Origin of the sequence: Erwinia sorbitola (genome assembly GCF_009738185.1) — a bacterium.
Taxonomy (GTDB): domain Bacteria; phylum Pseudomonadota; class Gammaproteobacteria; order Enterobacterales; family Enterobacteriaceae; genus Erwinia; species Erwinia sorbitola.
In genome coordinates this window covers 1,327,731-1,342,151 of the sequence record NZ_CP046509.1, presented here as the reverse complement: position 1 = coordinate 1,342,151, position 14,421 = coordinate 1,327,731, and the positions used below count along the sequence as shown (strand labels likewise).

The following is a 14,421-nucleotide window of genomic DNA, read 5'->3' as shown; positions in this document are numbered from 1 at the left end:
GCCGCCCGCCGTGACAATTACATCGCTTTGGCTAATTTGGCAGGGGAAACCTGCCATTCCAGCTTGCCGGCTGTCTTCTCCGCATTGAAGTCAACGCTGGCAATCGCCGAAGTGGAAAACATCGGTGGCGCTTCCTGCGGACATAACTCAGCCACCAGGTAGCCCACCAGCGGCAGGTGAGAGATCACCAGCACCGATTTTACCCCTTCGTTAGCCAGCACCTGCAAGTAGCAGGCAACCAGGCCAGGATCGCCACCCGGTGTCAGTTCTGGTAACACATCTTCACCGTCTGGCAAAGGCAGCACTTCACGAACCGTGGTCAGTGTTTGCTGCGCACGCAGATAAGGGCTGACAAGTACCCGCTCGATATCTACTGACTGGCCATTAAGCCAGGTCGCCATCTGGCGAGTCTCATCACAGCCGCAGTGGGTCAAAGGTCTGACAGAATCACTTGCTGCATCTAACGCTGCATCGCCGTGACGCATAATGAAAACTTGCATATAGCACCGCTGTTGTTAAACAAAAACGCCGGGGACAACGCCGTCCGACTCTTCATCCAGAGAATGAACGGTGTGTTGTACCCCAATGCCTTGAGTATAGTCAACCGATTGTTTACTTAGTGAGCGCCTTGCAGATTAACCCGCAAAAAGCATTCACCACCCCGCCAGACTAACCCGCTGAATCAGTAAGACTATTCAGCTTAACTTCCGGTTTATAGAAGGTTTCCTGCGCGTCTGCCATTTTTCTTAAACGGTCACAGGGGGTAAAACGTGCCCCGTGACGCTGCATTAATAACTCTAAACTGTTTACCACTTCCACAATGCCCAGTTGATCCATATAGCGGAAAGGGCCACCGAGAAATGGCGGGAAACCTATACCAAATACAGCGCCAATATCACCATCACGGGCACAGGAGATCACCTTCTCATCAAGGGTACGTGCAGCCTCATTCAGCAACATCATCACACAGCGTTGAGCGATATTCTGTGCGCTGAGATGGTGTTTTGCACTGATATTTAGTAAGCGATAGATCGCGCTATCAGCCTGCTTCCTGCGCCCTTTCTGCGGATAAAGATAGAAGCCACGGCCATTTTTCCGCCCTTTGCGATCGTCGTTCAACACGGCATTCAGTGCGGCGGGCAGCGCGAAACGCTCCCCCCAGGCCTGCTGTAAAATCGGCATAATATGAGTGCCGACATCGATACCCACTTCATCCAGCAGCTGTAGCGGCCCCACCGGGAAGCCAAACTCCACCAGCGCCCGATCGACAGACTCAATCGGCTCCCCTTCCAGCAGGCAGTGCAGCGCCTCAATAATATAGGGTGCCAGAATTCGGTTCACATAGAACCCGGCCTTGTCTGCCACCACAATTGGTGTTTTACCCTGTTGTCTCGCCAGCGATACCGCCGTAGCCACCGTTGCGGGAGCAGTACCCGCGTGGGGGATCACCTCCACCAGCGGCATTTTTTCCGGCGGACTAAAGTAGTGCAGGCCAATCACATTTTCCGGCCGCTGTGCGCCGGAGGCAATATCCGCAATCGGCAGCGAGGACGTATTGGAGGCGAACAGAGTATCAGGTGAACAGTATGCCTCAATCTCGGCAACCATTTTTTGTTTCAGAGCCAGATCTTCAAATACTGCTTCAATCACCATGTCACGCTGACGGAAGCCCTGGTAGTCGGTGCCTCCGCTGATTAACGCCATCTGCTGCTGGCGCTCGGCGCTGCTCAGGCGGCGGCGTTTTACCTGCTGACTCAGTACCTGCCAGCTGGTTTTCAGCGCACGATTGATACCGTCCGGAGAGACATCTTTAATGCGCACCGGCAGCCCGGCACGGGTGGCGGTAATACAGGCAATGCCTCCCCCCATCAGGCCGCCGCCCAGTACACCGATCCGGGTAAGCTTCCGTGGTTCAGCATCAGCCCCCGACTCTTTTTTTAACGCGTTGGTGGCGAAAAACAGGCTGCGCAGCGCGGCAGACTGCGGCGTCATTGCCAGTTCGCCAAACGCCTGCGACTCTGCGGCATAGCCGCTGCCGGTGCCCTGCTCCAGTCCGCAGCGTACCACGCTGAGAATTTTATCCGCCGCCGGGTAGTTACCGTGGGTTTTGGCCTGCGTCTGACGTTTTGCCAGCGCAAACAGTATCGCCCTGCCCGCCGGGCCGGTTAACAGCCGTTCACGCATGGGCAACGGTTTGCTGGCGCTACGCGGTTTCAGCGCCAGCCTGACCGCCGTCTCCAGTAAAATACTGTGTGCCACCGCATCATCCACCAGCCCGCATTTCAGGGCGGCACGCGCACGCAGTGTTTTTCCTGTCAGGATCATATCCAGCGCCGTCGATGCGCCGATCAGCCGAGGCAGGCGCTGTGTTCCCCCTGAGCCGGGCAGCAGCCCAAGCTGAACTTCGGGCAGGCCAAGCCGGGTTTTATCGTCAAGGGTGCAGACGCGATGATGGCAGGCCAGCGCCAGTTCCAGCCCGCCGCCGAGGCAGGCCCCGTGGATCGCCGCTACGACCGGCACCGGCAGTGCGGCGATCTCAGCCATAATGGCCTGCCCGGAATGCGCCAGCGCGCTGGCCTGCTGTGCTGTTTCGCAGGCGGCAATCATGCTGATATCCGCTCCGGCAACAAACGAGTCCGCCTTGCCCGAGATCAGCACCAGCCCGGCCAGCTGCGGATTGGCCCGCGCCTGCCGGAGAACCTCGCGGATTTGCCCGGCGAAAGCCTCTTTTAAGGTGTTCATCTTCTCACCCGGCACATCGATGGTGATCACCGCGACGTTATCCAGTCGCATAGTGAGCGTAAACGCACTTGTCTGATCCATTATTCAGCCTCCAGAACCATTGCGGCACCCAAACCACCGGCAGCACAGGCGGTTACCAGCCCAAGGCCCCCACCGCGCCGACGCAGTTCATTCAGCGTCTGGGTGATCATGCGTGCCCCGGTCGCCGCAAACGGGTGACCGTAGGCGATAGAACCGCCCAGCACATTAAACTGCTCCTGATTGACCTCACCCAGCGCATGGGGACGATTCAGCACCTCGCGGGCAAAGCGCTCATCGGCAAACATCTTTAAATTCGCCAGGGTCTGGGCTGCAAAAGCTTCATGCATATCAATCAGGGTGAGATCAGCGAGGGTAATTCCCGCGCGATCCAGCGCCAGCGGCGAGGCATAAGAAGGCCCCAGCAGCATATCGCGGCGCACATCAATGGCGGTAAATGCGTAGCTGCGCAGATAACCCAGCGGCACGAGGCCCAACTCTCTGGCACGGGATTCGGTCATCAGGATAACTGCGGCGGCACCGTCGGTTAAGGGCGTACTGTTTGCCGCCGTTACCGAGCCGTGCTTGCGGTCAAACGCCGGACGCAGGCGGGCATAGTCTTCCGGGCTGGAGGCGCTGCGCACGTTATTATCCTGCTGAAAAGGCTGCTTCCACGGCGGCGTGTAGGCGGTCATCACTTCGTCATTTAGCAGGCCCTGCTGCCATGCGCGGGCTGCATGCAGATGAGAACGGTGTGCCAGCGCATCCTGCTGCTCGCGGGTAATACCATGATCTTTAGCCATCTGTTCGGCGGTATCGCCCATTCGCAGACCGGTTGAGTATTCTGCCACCGCAGGCGGCACCGGCAGCAGGTCGCGGGGGCGCAGCTGGCTGAAAATTTTCAGTTTTTGTCCTAAAGTACGCGCTTTACTGAGATCCAGTAGCGCCCGTGCCAGCGTTTTGCTGACGCCAATCGGCAGCACGGATGAGGAGTCTGCACCTCCGGCTATACCTGCCTGGATGGTGCCCGCCAGCAGGCTTTCGCTCACATTTGCCACCGCCTGAAAACTGGTTGCGCAGGCGCGGCTGACGCTGTAGGCATCGGTATGGACGCTCAGGCCGCTTGCCAGCACAATTTCGCGGGCAATGTTGGGCGCTTCCGGCATCTGCACCACCTGACCAAAAACCAGCTGCCCGATGGCATCAACAGGGATTTCGCTGCGCGCCAGCAGTTCACTGACCAGCATACGCCCCAGCTCCAGTGCAGGAATGCCGTGAAAAGCGGTGGCCTGACGGGCAAAAGGAGTGCGCAGCCCATGGGTAATGGCGATACGGTCACCCTGACGTGTCAGCAAGGGTATGGCTTTACTCATTATTCTCACCTTGTTATTCACCGTGACGAGGTGTTGCAGACGCGTTGGCTGCAAGCACATAAACGGGAGCATAGCTTAGATAAACGGCATCATTGCCAAGAGGTCTGACCTGATCAGTGTTAACCAGAATAATGACGGGCGCTATGACAGAAGGGAAGAAATGAGATAACAGACACGATTCTGGCGGAGGGCGGATGCCCTCCACCGGGAGATTAGCGCAGGCCCAGCTGGAAAATCATCGTTTCTGCCTGGCAGCTAAAGGTGAAGTTAACGTCCAGCTGCACACCGTCCGGCAATTCGCTGAAGCGGCTCTCGATCAGGCAGGGTTCTGACTCAACGGCACGGGCTTTATCACTCAGCTCTTGCAGCATAGCTTCGGCCTGGTCGCGTCGCTCAAATTTATGGCTGTAGGTGGCGGTGCAGTCAGTATTATCCAGCACTGTTCCAACATCGAGACAGCAGCACGCGGCAGTTTCACTGGCATTACAGCGGTTAATAGCGTCGGTCATAGATCCTCCGGCTTGCCGTCACGGTGCGGGCGGCAAAAGTAAGTTAGATGGATATTAGTCTACGCCCGCCCCTCATTCAGCTCCAGCTATCGGGGAAAATGAACGCATTAAGTGATGAAAATCACACTATTATTTGATCCGAAACAAGTCACACTGAGGCGCAGTTAATCCAAGTGTAAGTTTTTTGTTATCCAGATCGCTTTTCCAGCATCATTTTTGAAATAAGTGGAAAACATTATTGCAACATGTGTACAGGTCAGACCTATACTTGGCCCACTGGTCTGATTTGTTCGTTGTCTGTCAGTCCCTAGAATCCGCGATCCCTTGTTACGTTGAGTAACAGAGTTTAATAAAAATCAGATAATGAGGTTGTGGTCATGAACCATAAAAACCTGTTCGCTAAGTCTGCACTCGCAGCAGCAGTGGCGCTTGTTTCTTCGAATGCTTTATCGGCTGGCTTTCAACTGAATGAATTTTCCAGTATTGGCCTCGGGCGCGCTTATTCAGGCGAAGGTGCGATGGGTGATACCGCCGCATCGGCCAGCCGTAATCCGGCTACCATGGCATTAATGGATCGACCTATGTTCTCCATCGGTGCGGTATTTATCGACCCCGATGTAAATATTCAAGGGCAGTCAGGCGCAGGTAATAGTCTGAATGCCGATAATATTGCCCCAACTCAGTGGGTGCCAAATATTCATTACGTCCAGCCGCTTAACGATCAGTGGTGGATTGGGGCTTCCGCTACCAGTAACTACGGTCTGGCGACGGAGTTCAACGACGGTTATGCCGGCGGCCCGTTCGGGGGTAAAACCGATCTGATGACGATGAATCTTAATCTGAGCACCGCCTATCGTATTAACCAGAACTTCAGCGTAGGCGTAGGCTTTGATGCGGTTTATGCCCGGGCGAAAATCGAACGAAATATCGGTGAGCTGGGCGGATTCTTACCCGCAGCGGGCCTGCCTGCTGCTCCGGCAGATACCCAAATCGCACATCTGAAAGGCGATGAGTGGGGATACGGCTGGAATGCGGGGGTTCTGTATGAAGTGGATGAGAATAACCGCTTCGGCCTGAGCTACCGTTCAGAAGTTAAAATCGACTTCGACGGGGATTACAGCAGCGATATTCCCGTAGCGTATAACCCAATCGGCGGTCAGTTTGGCCTGCCTTCCGGTACCGGCGGCAATACTGTTTCAGGCGCATTAACACTGAATCTGCCTGAGATGTGGGAAATTTCCGGCTACCATAAAGTGGCACCTCAGTGGGCGGTTCACTACAGCATGGCCTATACCAGCTGGAGCCAGTTCCAGGAGCTGAAAGCCACCGGAAGTAACGGCCAGGAGCTGTTCTACAAAGATGAAAGCTTCCATGACGCTTACCGCATCGCACTGGGAACCAGCTACTTCTACGATGAAAACTGGACATTCCGTACCGGTATCGCTTTCGATGACAGCCCGGTTCCATCGGATAAACGCTCTATCTCTATCCCGGATCAGGATCGCCTGTGGCTGAGTGCCGGTACCTCTTACGCCTTTAATAAAGATGCGTCAGTCGATGTCGGTATCTCATATATGCACGGCCAGAAAGTAACCGTTAAAGAGGGAACCGATCCGATTGCCACCGCGCAAAATGGGCAGGCAACGCCTTATACCTTTACTTCCAGCGGTAAAGCCTGGCTTTACGGTGCCAGCTTTAACTATAAGTTCTGATCGCCACGCTTATTTCAGATATAAAAAACCCCACATCGTGGGGTTTTTTTATTTCCAAAAGAGAGCGGTATTATCCTCTCTACTCAGCGCCTCTGGCTGTATCAATTACTGAGAATCAATATCACCCAAATCATTTTTAATCGCGTCAGCGTTTGGATTTTCCTGCGGAGTTAATTTTCCGTCACTGGCAAGGAAATCATGATGCTGGAAATAAGCCGCGCGTACAAATGCATAAGGATCGTTGGAATCCTTCAGGATGGAGTCCGAATCCAGCAGCTGCGCACGGGTTTCAATCCCTTCAAGCACCCATTTACCCGCAGACATCCACCAGGTCAGCCAGAGCAGCGGCGGATAGACATCATCCACCAGCCCGCCAATATCTTCACGCGGGGTAAAACCGCCGTAGCCCGGCACTTCCACATAGGTACCGTAACCCACACCGTAATGGCCCAGGGTACTGCCGAAGGCGCGGTTCTCTTCTTTTGCCAGTTTCGGGTTCGCCATTGACGCCACGTCAATCAGGCCGCCCATCCCCAGCAGGGTATTCAGGAAGAAACGGTTAAAATGCACCATCGCCTTATAGGGATTACCTTCAATAAAGTAGTTCACCATTGAGGCCGGTTCGTTCAGGTTACCGAGGAAGTTGCCCACTCCGTTACGCGCGGGCTGCGGCACATAATCACGCCAGGCCACCGCAACAGGACGCAGGACATACGGATCCAGCACATTGTAGTTAAAGTTGAACATCGAACGGTTGAAGCCTTCCAGAGGATCGGCATGACCCTGCGGCTCATTCGCCGTCTCAGAGCTTGCGCATCCCACCATCAGTACGCTTGCCAGCACTAAGCCCGTCAGGCGATAGTTCATAGTTTTCTCCCTGTACTGTTTATAAATTATCGCCCCTTACTGCCGGTTAATTTCCACGGCTAGCTGCTGCTGACCGGCAAATGGCGTTATCTCACTCATCCCGTACCAGTCGCCGGGTGAACGAGTCACGCTACCGTCGCGCGATATTCTCACGCGAACCTGTACCTGATGCTGAGAGGATAACAATCGATCCGGCATCATGGCATTGCTGTCATCAAGCGTGAGCGATAAAGGAAAATGACTCAACGGTATCTTTTTCACGGCTACGGGAACCTGAGAAATACCGTCAGTGACAGAAATATACAACACTCCGTTCACAGGTAACATTTTTTCTACCTCAGGCGACAGACTTACCGTTAACGCAAGATGGCTCTTTTCTTTGCCGGAAGCGCTGTCAGCCTGCTGAATACTGCGCTGGATCATCACAACCCGCGGGTCGCTCGCCGGTAATAGCGATAGCATCTTTTGCCAAGTGGCAGTGGCCTGCGCGTAATTTTGCTGATTATACGCGTTAAAAGCCAGCAGCCCCAGTACCTGTATATTCTCCGGGTTCCGGGCGGCCATTGCTTCCAGCATCATCAATGCCTCGCGATTATCCTGCGGGTCATTCGAACGGCTCTGCACTTCTGCATAGCTCAGGCGTGCATCAAAATCACCGGGTGCCAGCTGCAACGCATGGCGAAATGCCTGGCTGGCCATGTCGGGATTGTTGAGCACCATGCCGAGACGGCCAAGCATTTTCCAGTTTTCAAGGTTATCCGGCGCAGTTTGCAGCTCACTGCGGATCCCCAGTGCCAGACGCGCCAGCTGCTCCATACTGAGCGGACGTGCCTGCGGATCCATCACCTGGGCGCGCAATGCCGGTAACTCATTTTTCACCTGCTGCCAGCCCAGAACCTGTTGCAGCCCGCCTGTTTGTGAATAGAGACCAAGGCTTACCAACAGCAAAATCACTACGCCGGGCAGTAGCACCCAGCGACTGACCTGCCGCGTAACCGGTGACGGTGCCTCTGGAATATCCAGCAGCAGCGTCTCCTGTAGCTCACGCACCATCTCAGTACGCTCTGCCACCACGCCCTGACCTTCATCCTCCTCCAGCTCACGCATACGCTGATGATAAAAGGCCTGATTAAGCTGGTCGCGATCGGCAGTGCTGTCGCCATCGCCCCGACGCCCCGCCAGTAAAAACAGCGCACATGCAGCCAACAGCAGCAGCAGGATTGTTACCAAAAGTGCGATCATGGCTGCTTCTCATCTTGTTTTAACAACGCATCGAGCCGCTGCTGTTGCTCTTCATCCAGCTTAACGTGCACGGCGCGCTTACGGCTGCGCAGGATAATCACCAGTGCTCCCATAATGACAAACAGCGCCGGGCCAGCCCAGAGAATCAGCGTCGATGGCGTTACCGGCGGCTGGTAGGAGACAAAGTTGCCGTAGCGCGCCACCATCCAGGCTTTGACCTGCTCCGGCGTCTGCCCTGCCTGTAACAGCTGGTAGACTTTCAGCCGCATATCACCGGCGATCATCGCATTCGAATCGGCGATACTGTTGTTCTGGCATTTCGGACAGCGCAAAGATGCGGTGAGCTGGCGATACTGCTGCTCCTGCTCCACCGTTGCAAAAGAGTAAGTATCAATATTGTCCGCCCGTACGCCTGTGCTGAACAGCACCAGCGCCAGCAGTATCAGACAGGCTTTCATCGTCCCGCCTCCTTGCTGTATTGCTCCCAGAGAGGTTTCACTTCCTCATTCCAGACGCGCTCATTCATATCTCCGGCGTGGCGATAGCGGATAATGCCGTGCCCGTCGATAAGAAAGGTTTCCGGTGCGCCATAGACGCCCAGATCCAGCCCGAGCATTCCGTCACCATCATACAGGCTCAGGGCATATGGATTGCCGAGGGTGTTAAGCCAGGCGATGGCCTTCTGACGATCGTCTTTGTAGTTCAGCCCCACCACGCGCACACCTTTAGCGGCCAGCGTATTGAGATACTGATGCTCCGCGCGACAGGTCGGACACCAGGTAGCCCAGACGTTGAGCAGGATAGGTTTGCCATCATTCAGCACCGACTGATCGAAGGTTTTACCCGGGTGATCCAGCGACTCAAGCTTAAATACCGGCACCGGTTTACCGACCAGCGCCGACTCCAGCCGCGTCGGGTCATCACCGCTGGCATTGCGACTTAACTGCCACAGCAGCGCCGCCGCCAGCAGCAGGAACAGCACCAGGGGGATATAGAGAATTTTTTTGTTCATGCCAGCTCCTTTTGCGCTTTGCGGCGCGAACGGTAACGCGGATCAAGCAGGCACAGCACCCCGCCGAGCGCCATAAATACGCCGCCGAACCAGATCCAGCGGACAAAAGGTTTGTAATAGAGACGCACGGCCCAGGAGTCGCCAGCCAGCTCTTCACCCAATGCCGCGTAGAGATCGCGCGTGAAGCCGCCGTCAATTGCCGCCTCGGTCATCATGCTACGCGTCGCGCTGTAGAAGCGTTTTTCCGCTGACAGAGTGGCTTCATGGCTGCCGTTACGGCTGACATCAATCACACCGACGCTGCCGGAGTAGTTTGGTCCTGTCAAAGGCTGCACGCCGCGCAGAGTGAACTGATAGCTGTAAACCTTCACGCTATCCCCTTCTTTCATCCGCACGTCGCGCTCCACGCTGTAATTCTGACTAAAGGCGATACCGATCACCGTTACCGCCACGCCAAGATGGCCAAGCACCATGCCCCAGTGGCTGCGGGACAGATGGCGCAGCCCGCTAAAGAAACGGTGGCGATGGGTGGCACGTTCATGCAGCTCCATCAGGGTGAGGATAATCACCCAGACCGCCATCAGCAGGCCCACTACCGTCATCGCCTCAATGCGATCCTGTATCAGCCACGGCAGAGTAATCGACAGCAGCAGGGTCACCACCAGCGCCAGCCCCAGTCGCTTCCAAAGTTTTTGCGGTTCATCGCGTCGCCAGCGCACCAGCGGGCCAATCCCCATCAGCAGTGCTAGCGGTGCCATCAGCCAGGTAAACAGCGTATTAAAGAAAGGCTCACCAATGGAGATGGTGCCAAGCCCCAGCTGCTTATGCACCAGCGGCAGCAGGGTACCCAGCAGTACCACCAGCATGGCGGCAATCAGCAGCACGTTGTTGCCGAGCAGGAAAGATTCACGCGACCAGGCTTCATTTTGCACCCGGCTGCGCACCTTGCCGCCTTTAATGGCGTACAGCAGCAGCGAGCCGCCTATTACAATAATCAGGAAGGCGAGGATAAACATGCCGCGCGCCGGGTCGGAAGCAAATGAGTGTACCGACACCAGCACACCGGAGCGCACCAGGAAAGTGCCCAGCAGGCTGAGGGAGAAGGCAGCGATCGCCAGCAGTACTGTCCAGGCCTTAAAAGTACCGCGTTTTTCCGTTACCGCCAGCGAGTGAATCAGTGCGGTACCCGCCAGCCACGGCATAAATGAGGCATTCTCTACCGGATCCCAGAACCACCAGCCGCCCCAGCCCAGTTCGTAATAGGCCCAGGCCGACCCGAGCACAATGCCGATGGTCAGAAACACCCAGGCAGCCGTCGTCCACGGACGTGACCAGCGCGCCCAGGCAGTATCCAGCCGTCCGGCCATCAGCGAGGCAATGGCAAAGGCGAAAGCCACGGAGAAACCGACGTAGCCCATATAGAGCAGCGGCGGATGGAAGATCAGCCCGATATCCTGCAACATCGGGTTGAGATCGTTACCTTCAATCGGAAAGTCGGGCAGCGTACGCACAAACGGGTTTGAAGTCAGGGTTATAAACAGCAGGAAGCCAAGATTAATCATCCCCATTACCGCCAGTACCCGGGCAATGGCATCCGCAGGCATGGCGCGACTGAGCAGCGCTACCGCAAGCGTCCAGCCGCTAAGTAACAGCACCCACAGCAGCAGTGAGCCTTCATGCGCCCCCCAGGTGGCGGCAATGCGGTAGTAAACCGGCAGCAGGGTGTTGGAGTTGGTCGCCACATAGGCAACGCTGAAGTCATTAATAATAAAAGCATGGACGAGAATCAGAAATGCCGCAGCAATACAGGCAAACAGCCCGTAAGTCAGCGGCCGTGCCAGCGCCATCAGACGGCTGTCCTGGCGCGCAGCCCCCCACAGCGGATAAACACTCAATAACAGAGAGAGCGCCAGTGCCAGACAGAGCAGGAAACTGCCGATTTCAGGCATCATGGCTGGCCTCCCGCTGCGGTTGCGGCCGGAGAGCGGTGGTTTTGCTTCATCGCATCTTCAATTTCTGGCGGGGTATACTTTTCATCGTGTTTAGCCAGCACCTCTTTGGCGATCACATGGCTGCCATCCTGCAATACTCCCTGGGCTACCACGCCCTGGCCCTCGCGGAACAGATCCGGCAGGATGCCTTCATAGCTGACGCTAATCACGCCAACCGCATCATAGAGTTTGAACGACACTTGCAGGGTATCAGGGTCGCGCTTGACGCTACCCGGCATCACCATACCGCCGACGCGCAGGCGCTGGCCTGGCTCAGGCTTAACATGCTGCTGACCTTTGCCATTGATCACTTCTCCGGGGGTGTAAAACAGGTCAATATTTGAGCGCAGGGCATACATCACCAGCGCCGTTGCCAGGCCCAATCCGACCAGCACCACCAGCACCAGAATCAGGCGATTTTTACGACGGGGATTCACGGTAGTTCTCCTGCCGCCTGGGCGGTTTTTTTTACTTTTGCTGCACGAATACGCAGCTCTCGCGCCTGGCGCTGGCGAATTTCAGCCAGCAGACGACGGCGCTGTAATAACGTGTGCAACAGCAGCGCACACAAAGGGATCAGGGTGCAGGTTACCGCCAGCCAGACATAGAAGCCGTAGCGGCCCATCGCAAAGAATTCCTGCCAGGAAGAGAATGCCGGAGTCATGGGCGATGCCCTCCTTTTGCCGCGACTTCAGCTACCCAGGGACGATGGCGTTCGGTAAAGAGCAGCAGGTTCCGCAGGCGCATCAGCGTCAGGGTGATAAACAGCAGCCAGACTCCCAGCACCGACCATAACAGCGGCGTACGCATTGTGGGATCAACTGCCTGTAATAGCACGCCGGAAGAGCCCTGATGCAGGGTGTTCCACCACTTAACGGAATAATGAATAATCGGCAGATTAATTACGCCAACGAGGGTGACAATCCCCGCCGCGCGCCCGGCCATCCGGCGATCGTCATAGGCGTGATAGAGCGCGATAACGCCCATATAAAGGAATAGCAGCACCAGTTCCGAGGTCAGACGTGCATCCCACGTCCACCAGGTGCCCCACATCGGCCGGCCCCAGGCAGAACCGGTGACCAGGGTAATAAAAGTGAATACCGCGCCAACCGGGGCCATCGCCATCATGGCGAGATCGGCGGTTTTCCACTGCCAGACCAGCCCGATAAACGCAGACATTGCCATTGCCGCATAGATACCCATCGACCACATGGCCATCGGTACATGGATATAGATGATGCGGAAACCGTCGCCCTGCTCAGATGCTGGCGGGGCAAAACCGAAGCCCCAGGCCCAGCCCAGCAGCAGCGTTGCTATCCCTGAAATAGCAAACCACGGCACAAAACGCCCGCATAACTGGTACAGGCGTTCAGGCTTGCCCAGTTGGTGTATCCACTTCCACATGATTATTTGCTCACAAATATAAAAAATTGTTCTGGAGTTCGTTAACGGTGAAACAGCAGACTCCGGCCTGTCTGGCTTGCTTATCAGCCGGTTAGTGTACGCTGACCCGTAATGCGGCTGCCGTAGCAAAAGGTGCCAGCGTGGCGCTTCCTGCCAGCAGAGCACCAAGAATCGCCAGATATCCATCAATCGGCAGCCCCTGGCCTGCGGCATCTATCGCCGCGCTGGCAAAAATCAGCACAGGCATCGCCAGTGGCAGCACCAGCAAACTCAGCAGGACACCACCCCGACGCAGCCCTACCGTCAGCCCGACACCGATGGCTCCGAGCAAACTTAGCGTAGGTGTGCCCAGCAGCAGGGTTAGCGCGACCGCTCGCCAGCTGGCAAAATCCAGCGACAGCAGCAGAGCCACCAGCGGTGACAGTAGCAGCAGTGGCAGGCCGGTGACCATCCAGTGAACGACGACTTTACCCAGTACCGTCAGCGGCAGAGGCGCGGGCAGCAGCAAAAGCTGCTCAAGGGAACCATCAAGAAAATCGTCACGGAACAGCCGTTCCAGTGCCAGCAATGATGAGAGCAGCGCCGCCACCCAGACAATGCCGGGCGCAATACGTGCCAGCAGCTGTGGCTCAGGGCCGATACCTAAAGGAAACAGCGTAATCACAATCAGAAAGAACCACAGCGGATTGACGATCTCCGCGCCGCTGCGAAAGGCGATGCGTAATTCTCGTTTTAACACGCGCCAGAACATCAGGCCTCTCCGGCAGAAGTGAGGCGAATACGGCTGAGATTACGCACTGAAGCGGGCAGTTCCTGGTGGGTGGTAAGGATAACGGCCCCGCCCTGGTCGGCATGCTCTACCAGCCGCGCCATCAGCGTTTCCACTCCGGATTTATCGATGGCGGTCAACGGTTCATCGAGGATCCACAGCGGCGCGGCTGAGAGCCAGAGGCGAGCCAGCGCTACACGCCGCTGCTGACCGGCGGAGAGTTGAGCGACTGCCACCTCTTCATAGCCCATCAGATCGACCTGTTCCAGCGCCTGCCAGAGTTCATCTGGCGCACGCTGCGCATACCAGAAGCTGAGGTTTTCCAGAGGCGTTAATACCGCTTTGATACCCGGCAGATGGCCCAGGTAGAGCATGCTGGCATGATAAGTTTCACGCTGCTGCTGAATGCTGCGCTGCTGCCAGAGCACTTCGCCCTGATCGGCGCGGCTCAGTCCGGCCAGGATGCGCAGCAAAGAGGTTTTCCCGGCACCATTCTCCCCTTCTACCTGCACAATTTCGCCGGCCTTAACGGTAAAGCTGAGTTCACTAAACAGCGTCCGCTCATCGCGAACACATGTCAGATTTTGGGCTGCCAGCATGTGAGGAAAATCGCATATTGTTAAATTTGATGGAGGATAGTACCACAAACTGTGTGTCTGCCTACGCTGACCAGGACAGGCCTGGCCCGGTTTTCCCCCGACAAAAACCGGGTTAAAGGGCGTTTTTGGGCAAAAATTCATCCGGGTTAAAGCTTTGTTACTCTTCTTATTAATGCGAGTTAC

The 14,421-nt window shown here is 56.2% G+C and carries 15 protein-coding genes; 1 reads left to right on the top strand and 14 read right to left on the bottom strand.

Annotated elements, in window-relative coordinates; translation table 11 throughout:
- Positions 1 to 17: 17 nt before the first annotated feature.
- The 4 genes from sixA to GN242_RS06055 form a co-directional block, all read right to left on the bottom strand.
- Entirely contained in the window at positions 18 to 500 is a 483-nt protein-coding gene (gene sixA / locus GN242_RS06070) for a phosphohistidine phosphatase SixA (RefSeq protein WP_154753996.1), read from the bottom strand.
- Positions 501 to 669: 169 nt separating this feature from the next.
- Positions 670 to 2,823, bottom strand: coding sequence for a fatty acid oxidation complex subunit alpha FadJ (fadJ, locus tag GN242_RS06065; protein WP_156287062.1), 2,154 nt, complete (start codon positions 2,821 to 2,823; stop codon positions 670 to 672).
- Positions 2,823 to 4,133 carry an acetyl-CoA C-acyltransferase FadI gene (gene fadI, locus GN242_RS06060; RefSeq protein WP_154753998.1) on the bottom strand — a complete coding sequence of 437 codons (1,311 nt, stop codon included), beginning with the start codon at positions 4,131 to 4,133 and terminating at the stop codon, positions 2,823 to 2,825. The genes fadJ and fadI overlap by 1 nt, the downstream gene beginning before the upstream one ends.
- A gap of 212 nt (positions 4,134 to 4,345) precedes the next feature.
- Positions 4,346 to 4,642 carry a YfcZ/YiiS family protein gene (locus GN242_RS06055; protein WP_156287061.1) on the bottom strand — a complete coding sequence of 99 codons (297 nt, stop codon included), beginning with the start codon at positions 4,640 to 4,642 and terminating at the stop codon, positions 4,346 to 4,348.
- A gap of 377 nt (positions 4,643 to 5,019) precedes the next feature.
- Here GN242_RS06055 and fadL point away from each other — a divergent pair, with 377 nt between their 5' ends.
- Complete coding sequence (gene fadL / locus GN242_RS06050) at positions 5,020 to 6,354, top strand: long-chain fatty acid transporter FadL (RefSeq protein ID WP_154754000.1); 1,335 nt, start codon at positions 5,020 to 5,022, stop codon at positions 6,352 to 6,354.
- A 105-nt stretch (positions 6,355 to 6,459) separates the two neighbouring features.
- On the opposite strand, the gene mlaA is transcribed toward fadL, so the two are convergent.
- The 10 genes from mlaA to ccmA form a co-directional block, all read right to left on the bottom strand.
- A complete protein-coding gene (gene mlaA / locus GN242_RS06045; protein ID WP_154754001.1) occupies positions 6,460 to 7,221 on the bottom strand; it encodes a phospholipid-binding lipoprotein MlaA in 762 nt (253 codons plus the stop codon).
- Between the two features lie 36 nt (positions 7,222 to 7,257).
- Positions 7,258 to 8,463: a c-type cytochrome biogenesis protein CcmI gene (gene ccmI / locus GN242_RS06040; RefSeq protein ID WP_156287060.1), complete on the bottom strand. Its 1,206-nt coding sequence runs from the start codon at positions 8,461 to 8,463 to the stop codon at positions 7,258 to 7,260.
- Positions 8,460 to 8,921: a cytochrome c-type biogenesis protein gene (locus tag GN242_RS06035; protein ID WP_154754003.1), complete on the bottom strand. Its 462-nt coding sequence runs from the start codon at positions 8,919 to 8,921 to the stop codon at positions 8,460 to 8,462. Before GN242_RS06035 ends, ccmI begins: the two co-directional genes overlap by 4 nt.
- On the bottom strand, positions 8,918 to 9,475 hold the full coding sequence (locus GN242_RS06030) for a DsbE family thiol:disulfide interchange protein (protein WP_156287059.1): 558 nt from the start codon (positions 9,473 to 9,475) through the stop codon (positions 8,918 to 8,920). Before GN242_RS06030 ends, GN242_RS06035 begins: the two co-directional genes overlap by 4 nt.
- Positions 9,472 to 11,427, bottom strand: a complete 1,956-nt coding sequence (locus GN242_RS06025; RefSeq protein WP_154754005.1) for a heme lyase CcmF/NrfE family subunit — start codon at positions 11,425 to 11,427, stop codon at positions 9,472 to 9,474. Before GN242_RS06025 ends, GN242_RS06030 begins: the two co-directional genes overlap by 4 nt.
- On the bottom strand, positions 11,424 to 11,903 hold the full coding sequence (gene ccmE, locus GN242_RS06020; protein WP_156287058.1) for a cytochrome c maturation protein CcmE: 480 nt from the start codon (positions 11,901 to 11,903) through the stop codon (positions 11,424 to 11,426). Before ccmE ends, GN242_RS06025 begins: the two co-directional genes overlap by 4 nt.
- Entirely contained in the window at positions 11,900 to 12,130 is a 231-nt protein-coding gene (ccmD, locus tag GN242_RS06015) for a heme exporter protein CcmD (RefSeq protein ID WP_154754006.1), read from the bottom strand. Before ccmD ends, ccmE begins: the two co-directional genes overlap by 4 nt.
- Complete coding sequence (locus GN242_RS06010) at positions 12,127 to 12,870, bottom strand: heme ABC transporter permease (protein ID WP_156287057.1); 744 nt, start codon at positions 12,868 to 12,870, stop codon at positions 12,127 to 12,129. The genes ccmD and GN242_RS06010 overlap by 4 nt, the downstream gene beginning before the upstream one ends.
- A gap of 91 nt (positions 12,871 to 12,961) precedes the next feature.
- The gene (ccmB, locus tag GN242_RS06005) at positions 12,962 to 13,621 is read right to left on the bottom strand and encodes a heme exporter protein CcmB (RefSeq protein WP_156287056.1); all 660 of its coding nucleotides are present in this window, start codon (positions 13,619 to 13,621) and stop codon (positions 12,962 to 12,964) included.
- A complete protein-coding gene (gene ccmA, locus GN242_RS06000; RefSeq protein ID WP_156287055.1) occupies positions 13,621 to 14,238 on the bottom strand; it encodes a cytochrome c biogenesis heme-transporting ATPase CcmA in 618 nt (205 codons plus the stop codon). The genes ccmB and ccmA overlap by 1 nt, the downstream gene beginning before the upstream one ends.
- Positions 14,239 to 14,421: the final 183 nt, after the last annotated feature.

Bases quoted from the DNA above. Each gene is read 5' to 3' on its own strand.
- ccmD (WP_154754006.1), bottom strand. From the start codon at position 12,130: ATGACTCCGGCATTCTCTTCCTGGCAGGAATTCTTTGCGATGGGCCGC.
- GN242_RS06055 (WP_156287061.1), bottom strand. From the start codon at position 4,642: ATGACCGACGCTATTAACCGCTGTAATGCCAGTGAAACTGCCGCGTGC.
- GN242_RS06030 (WP_156287059.1), bottom strand. From the start codon at position 9,475: ATGAACAAAAAAATTCTCTATATCCCCCTGGTGCTGTTCCTGCTGCTG.
- mlaA (WP_154754001.1), bottom strand. From the start codon at position 7,221: ATGAACTATCGCCTGACGGGCTTAGTGCTGGCAAGCGTACTGATGGTG.
- ccmB (WP_156287056.1), bottom strand. From the start codon at position 13,621: ATGTTCTGGCGCGTGTTAAAACGAGAATTACGCATCGCCTTTCGCAGC.
- ccmA (WP_156287055.1), bottom strand. From the start codon at position 14,238: ATGCTGGCAGCCCAAAATCTGACATGTGTTCGCGATGAGCGGACGCTG.
- fadL (WP_154754000.1), top strand. From the start codon at position 5,020: ATGAACCATAAAAACCTGTTCGCTAAGTCTGCACTCGCAGCAGCAGTG.
- fadJ (WP_156287062.1), bottom strand. From the start codon at position 2,823: ATGGATCAGACAAGTGCGTTTACGCTCACTATGCGACTGGATAACGTC.
- sixA (WP_154753996.1), bottom strand. From the start codon at position 500: ATGCAAGTTTTCATTATGCGTCACGGCGATGCAGCGTTAGATGCAGCA.
- GN242_RS06010 (WP_156287057.1), bottom strand. From the start codon at position 12,870: ATGTGGAAGTGGATACACCAACTGGGCAAGCCTGAACGCCTGTACCAG.
- fadI (WP_154753998.1), bottom strand. From the start codon at position 4,133: ATGAGTAAAGCCATACCCTTGCTGACACGTCAGGGTGACCGTATCGCC.
- ccmI (WP_156287060.1), bottom strand. From the start codon at position 8,463: ATGATCGCACTTTTGGTAACAATCCTGCTGCTGCTGTTGGCTGCATGT.
- GN242_RS06035 (WP_154754003.1), bottom strand. From the start codon at position 8,921: ATGAAAGCCTGTCTGATACTGCTGGCGCTGGTGCTGTTCAGCACAGGC.
- GN242_RS06025 (WP_154754005.1), bottom strand. From the start codon at position 11,427: ATGATGCCTGAAATCGGCAGTTTCCTGCTCTGTCTGGCACTGGCGCTC.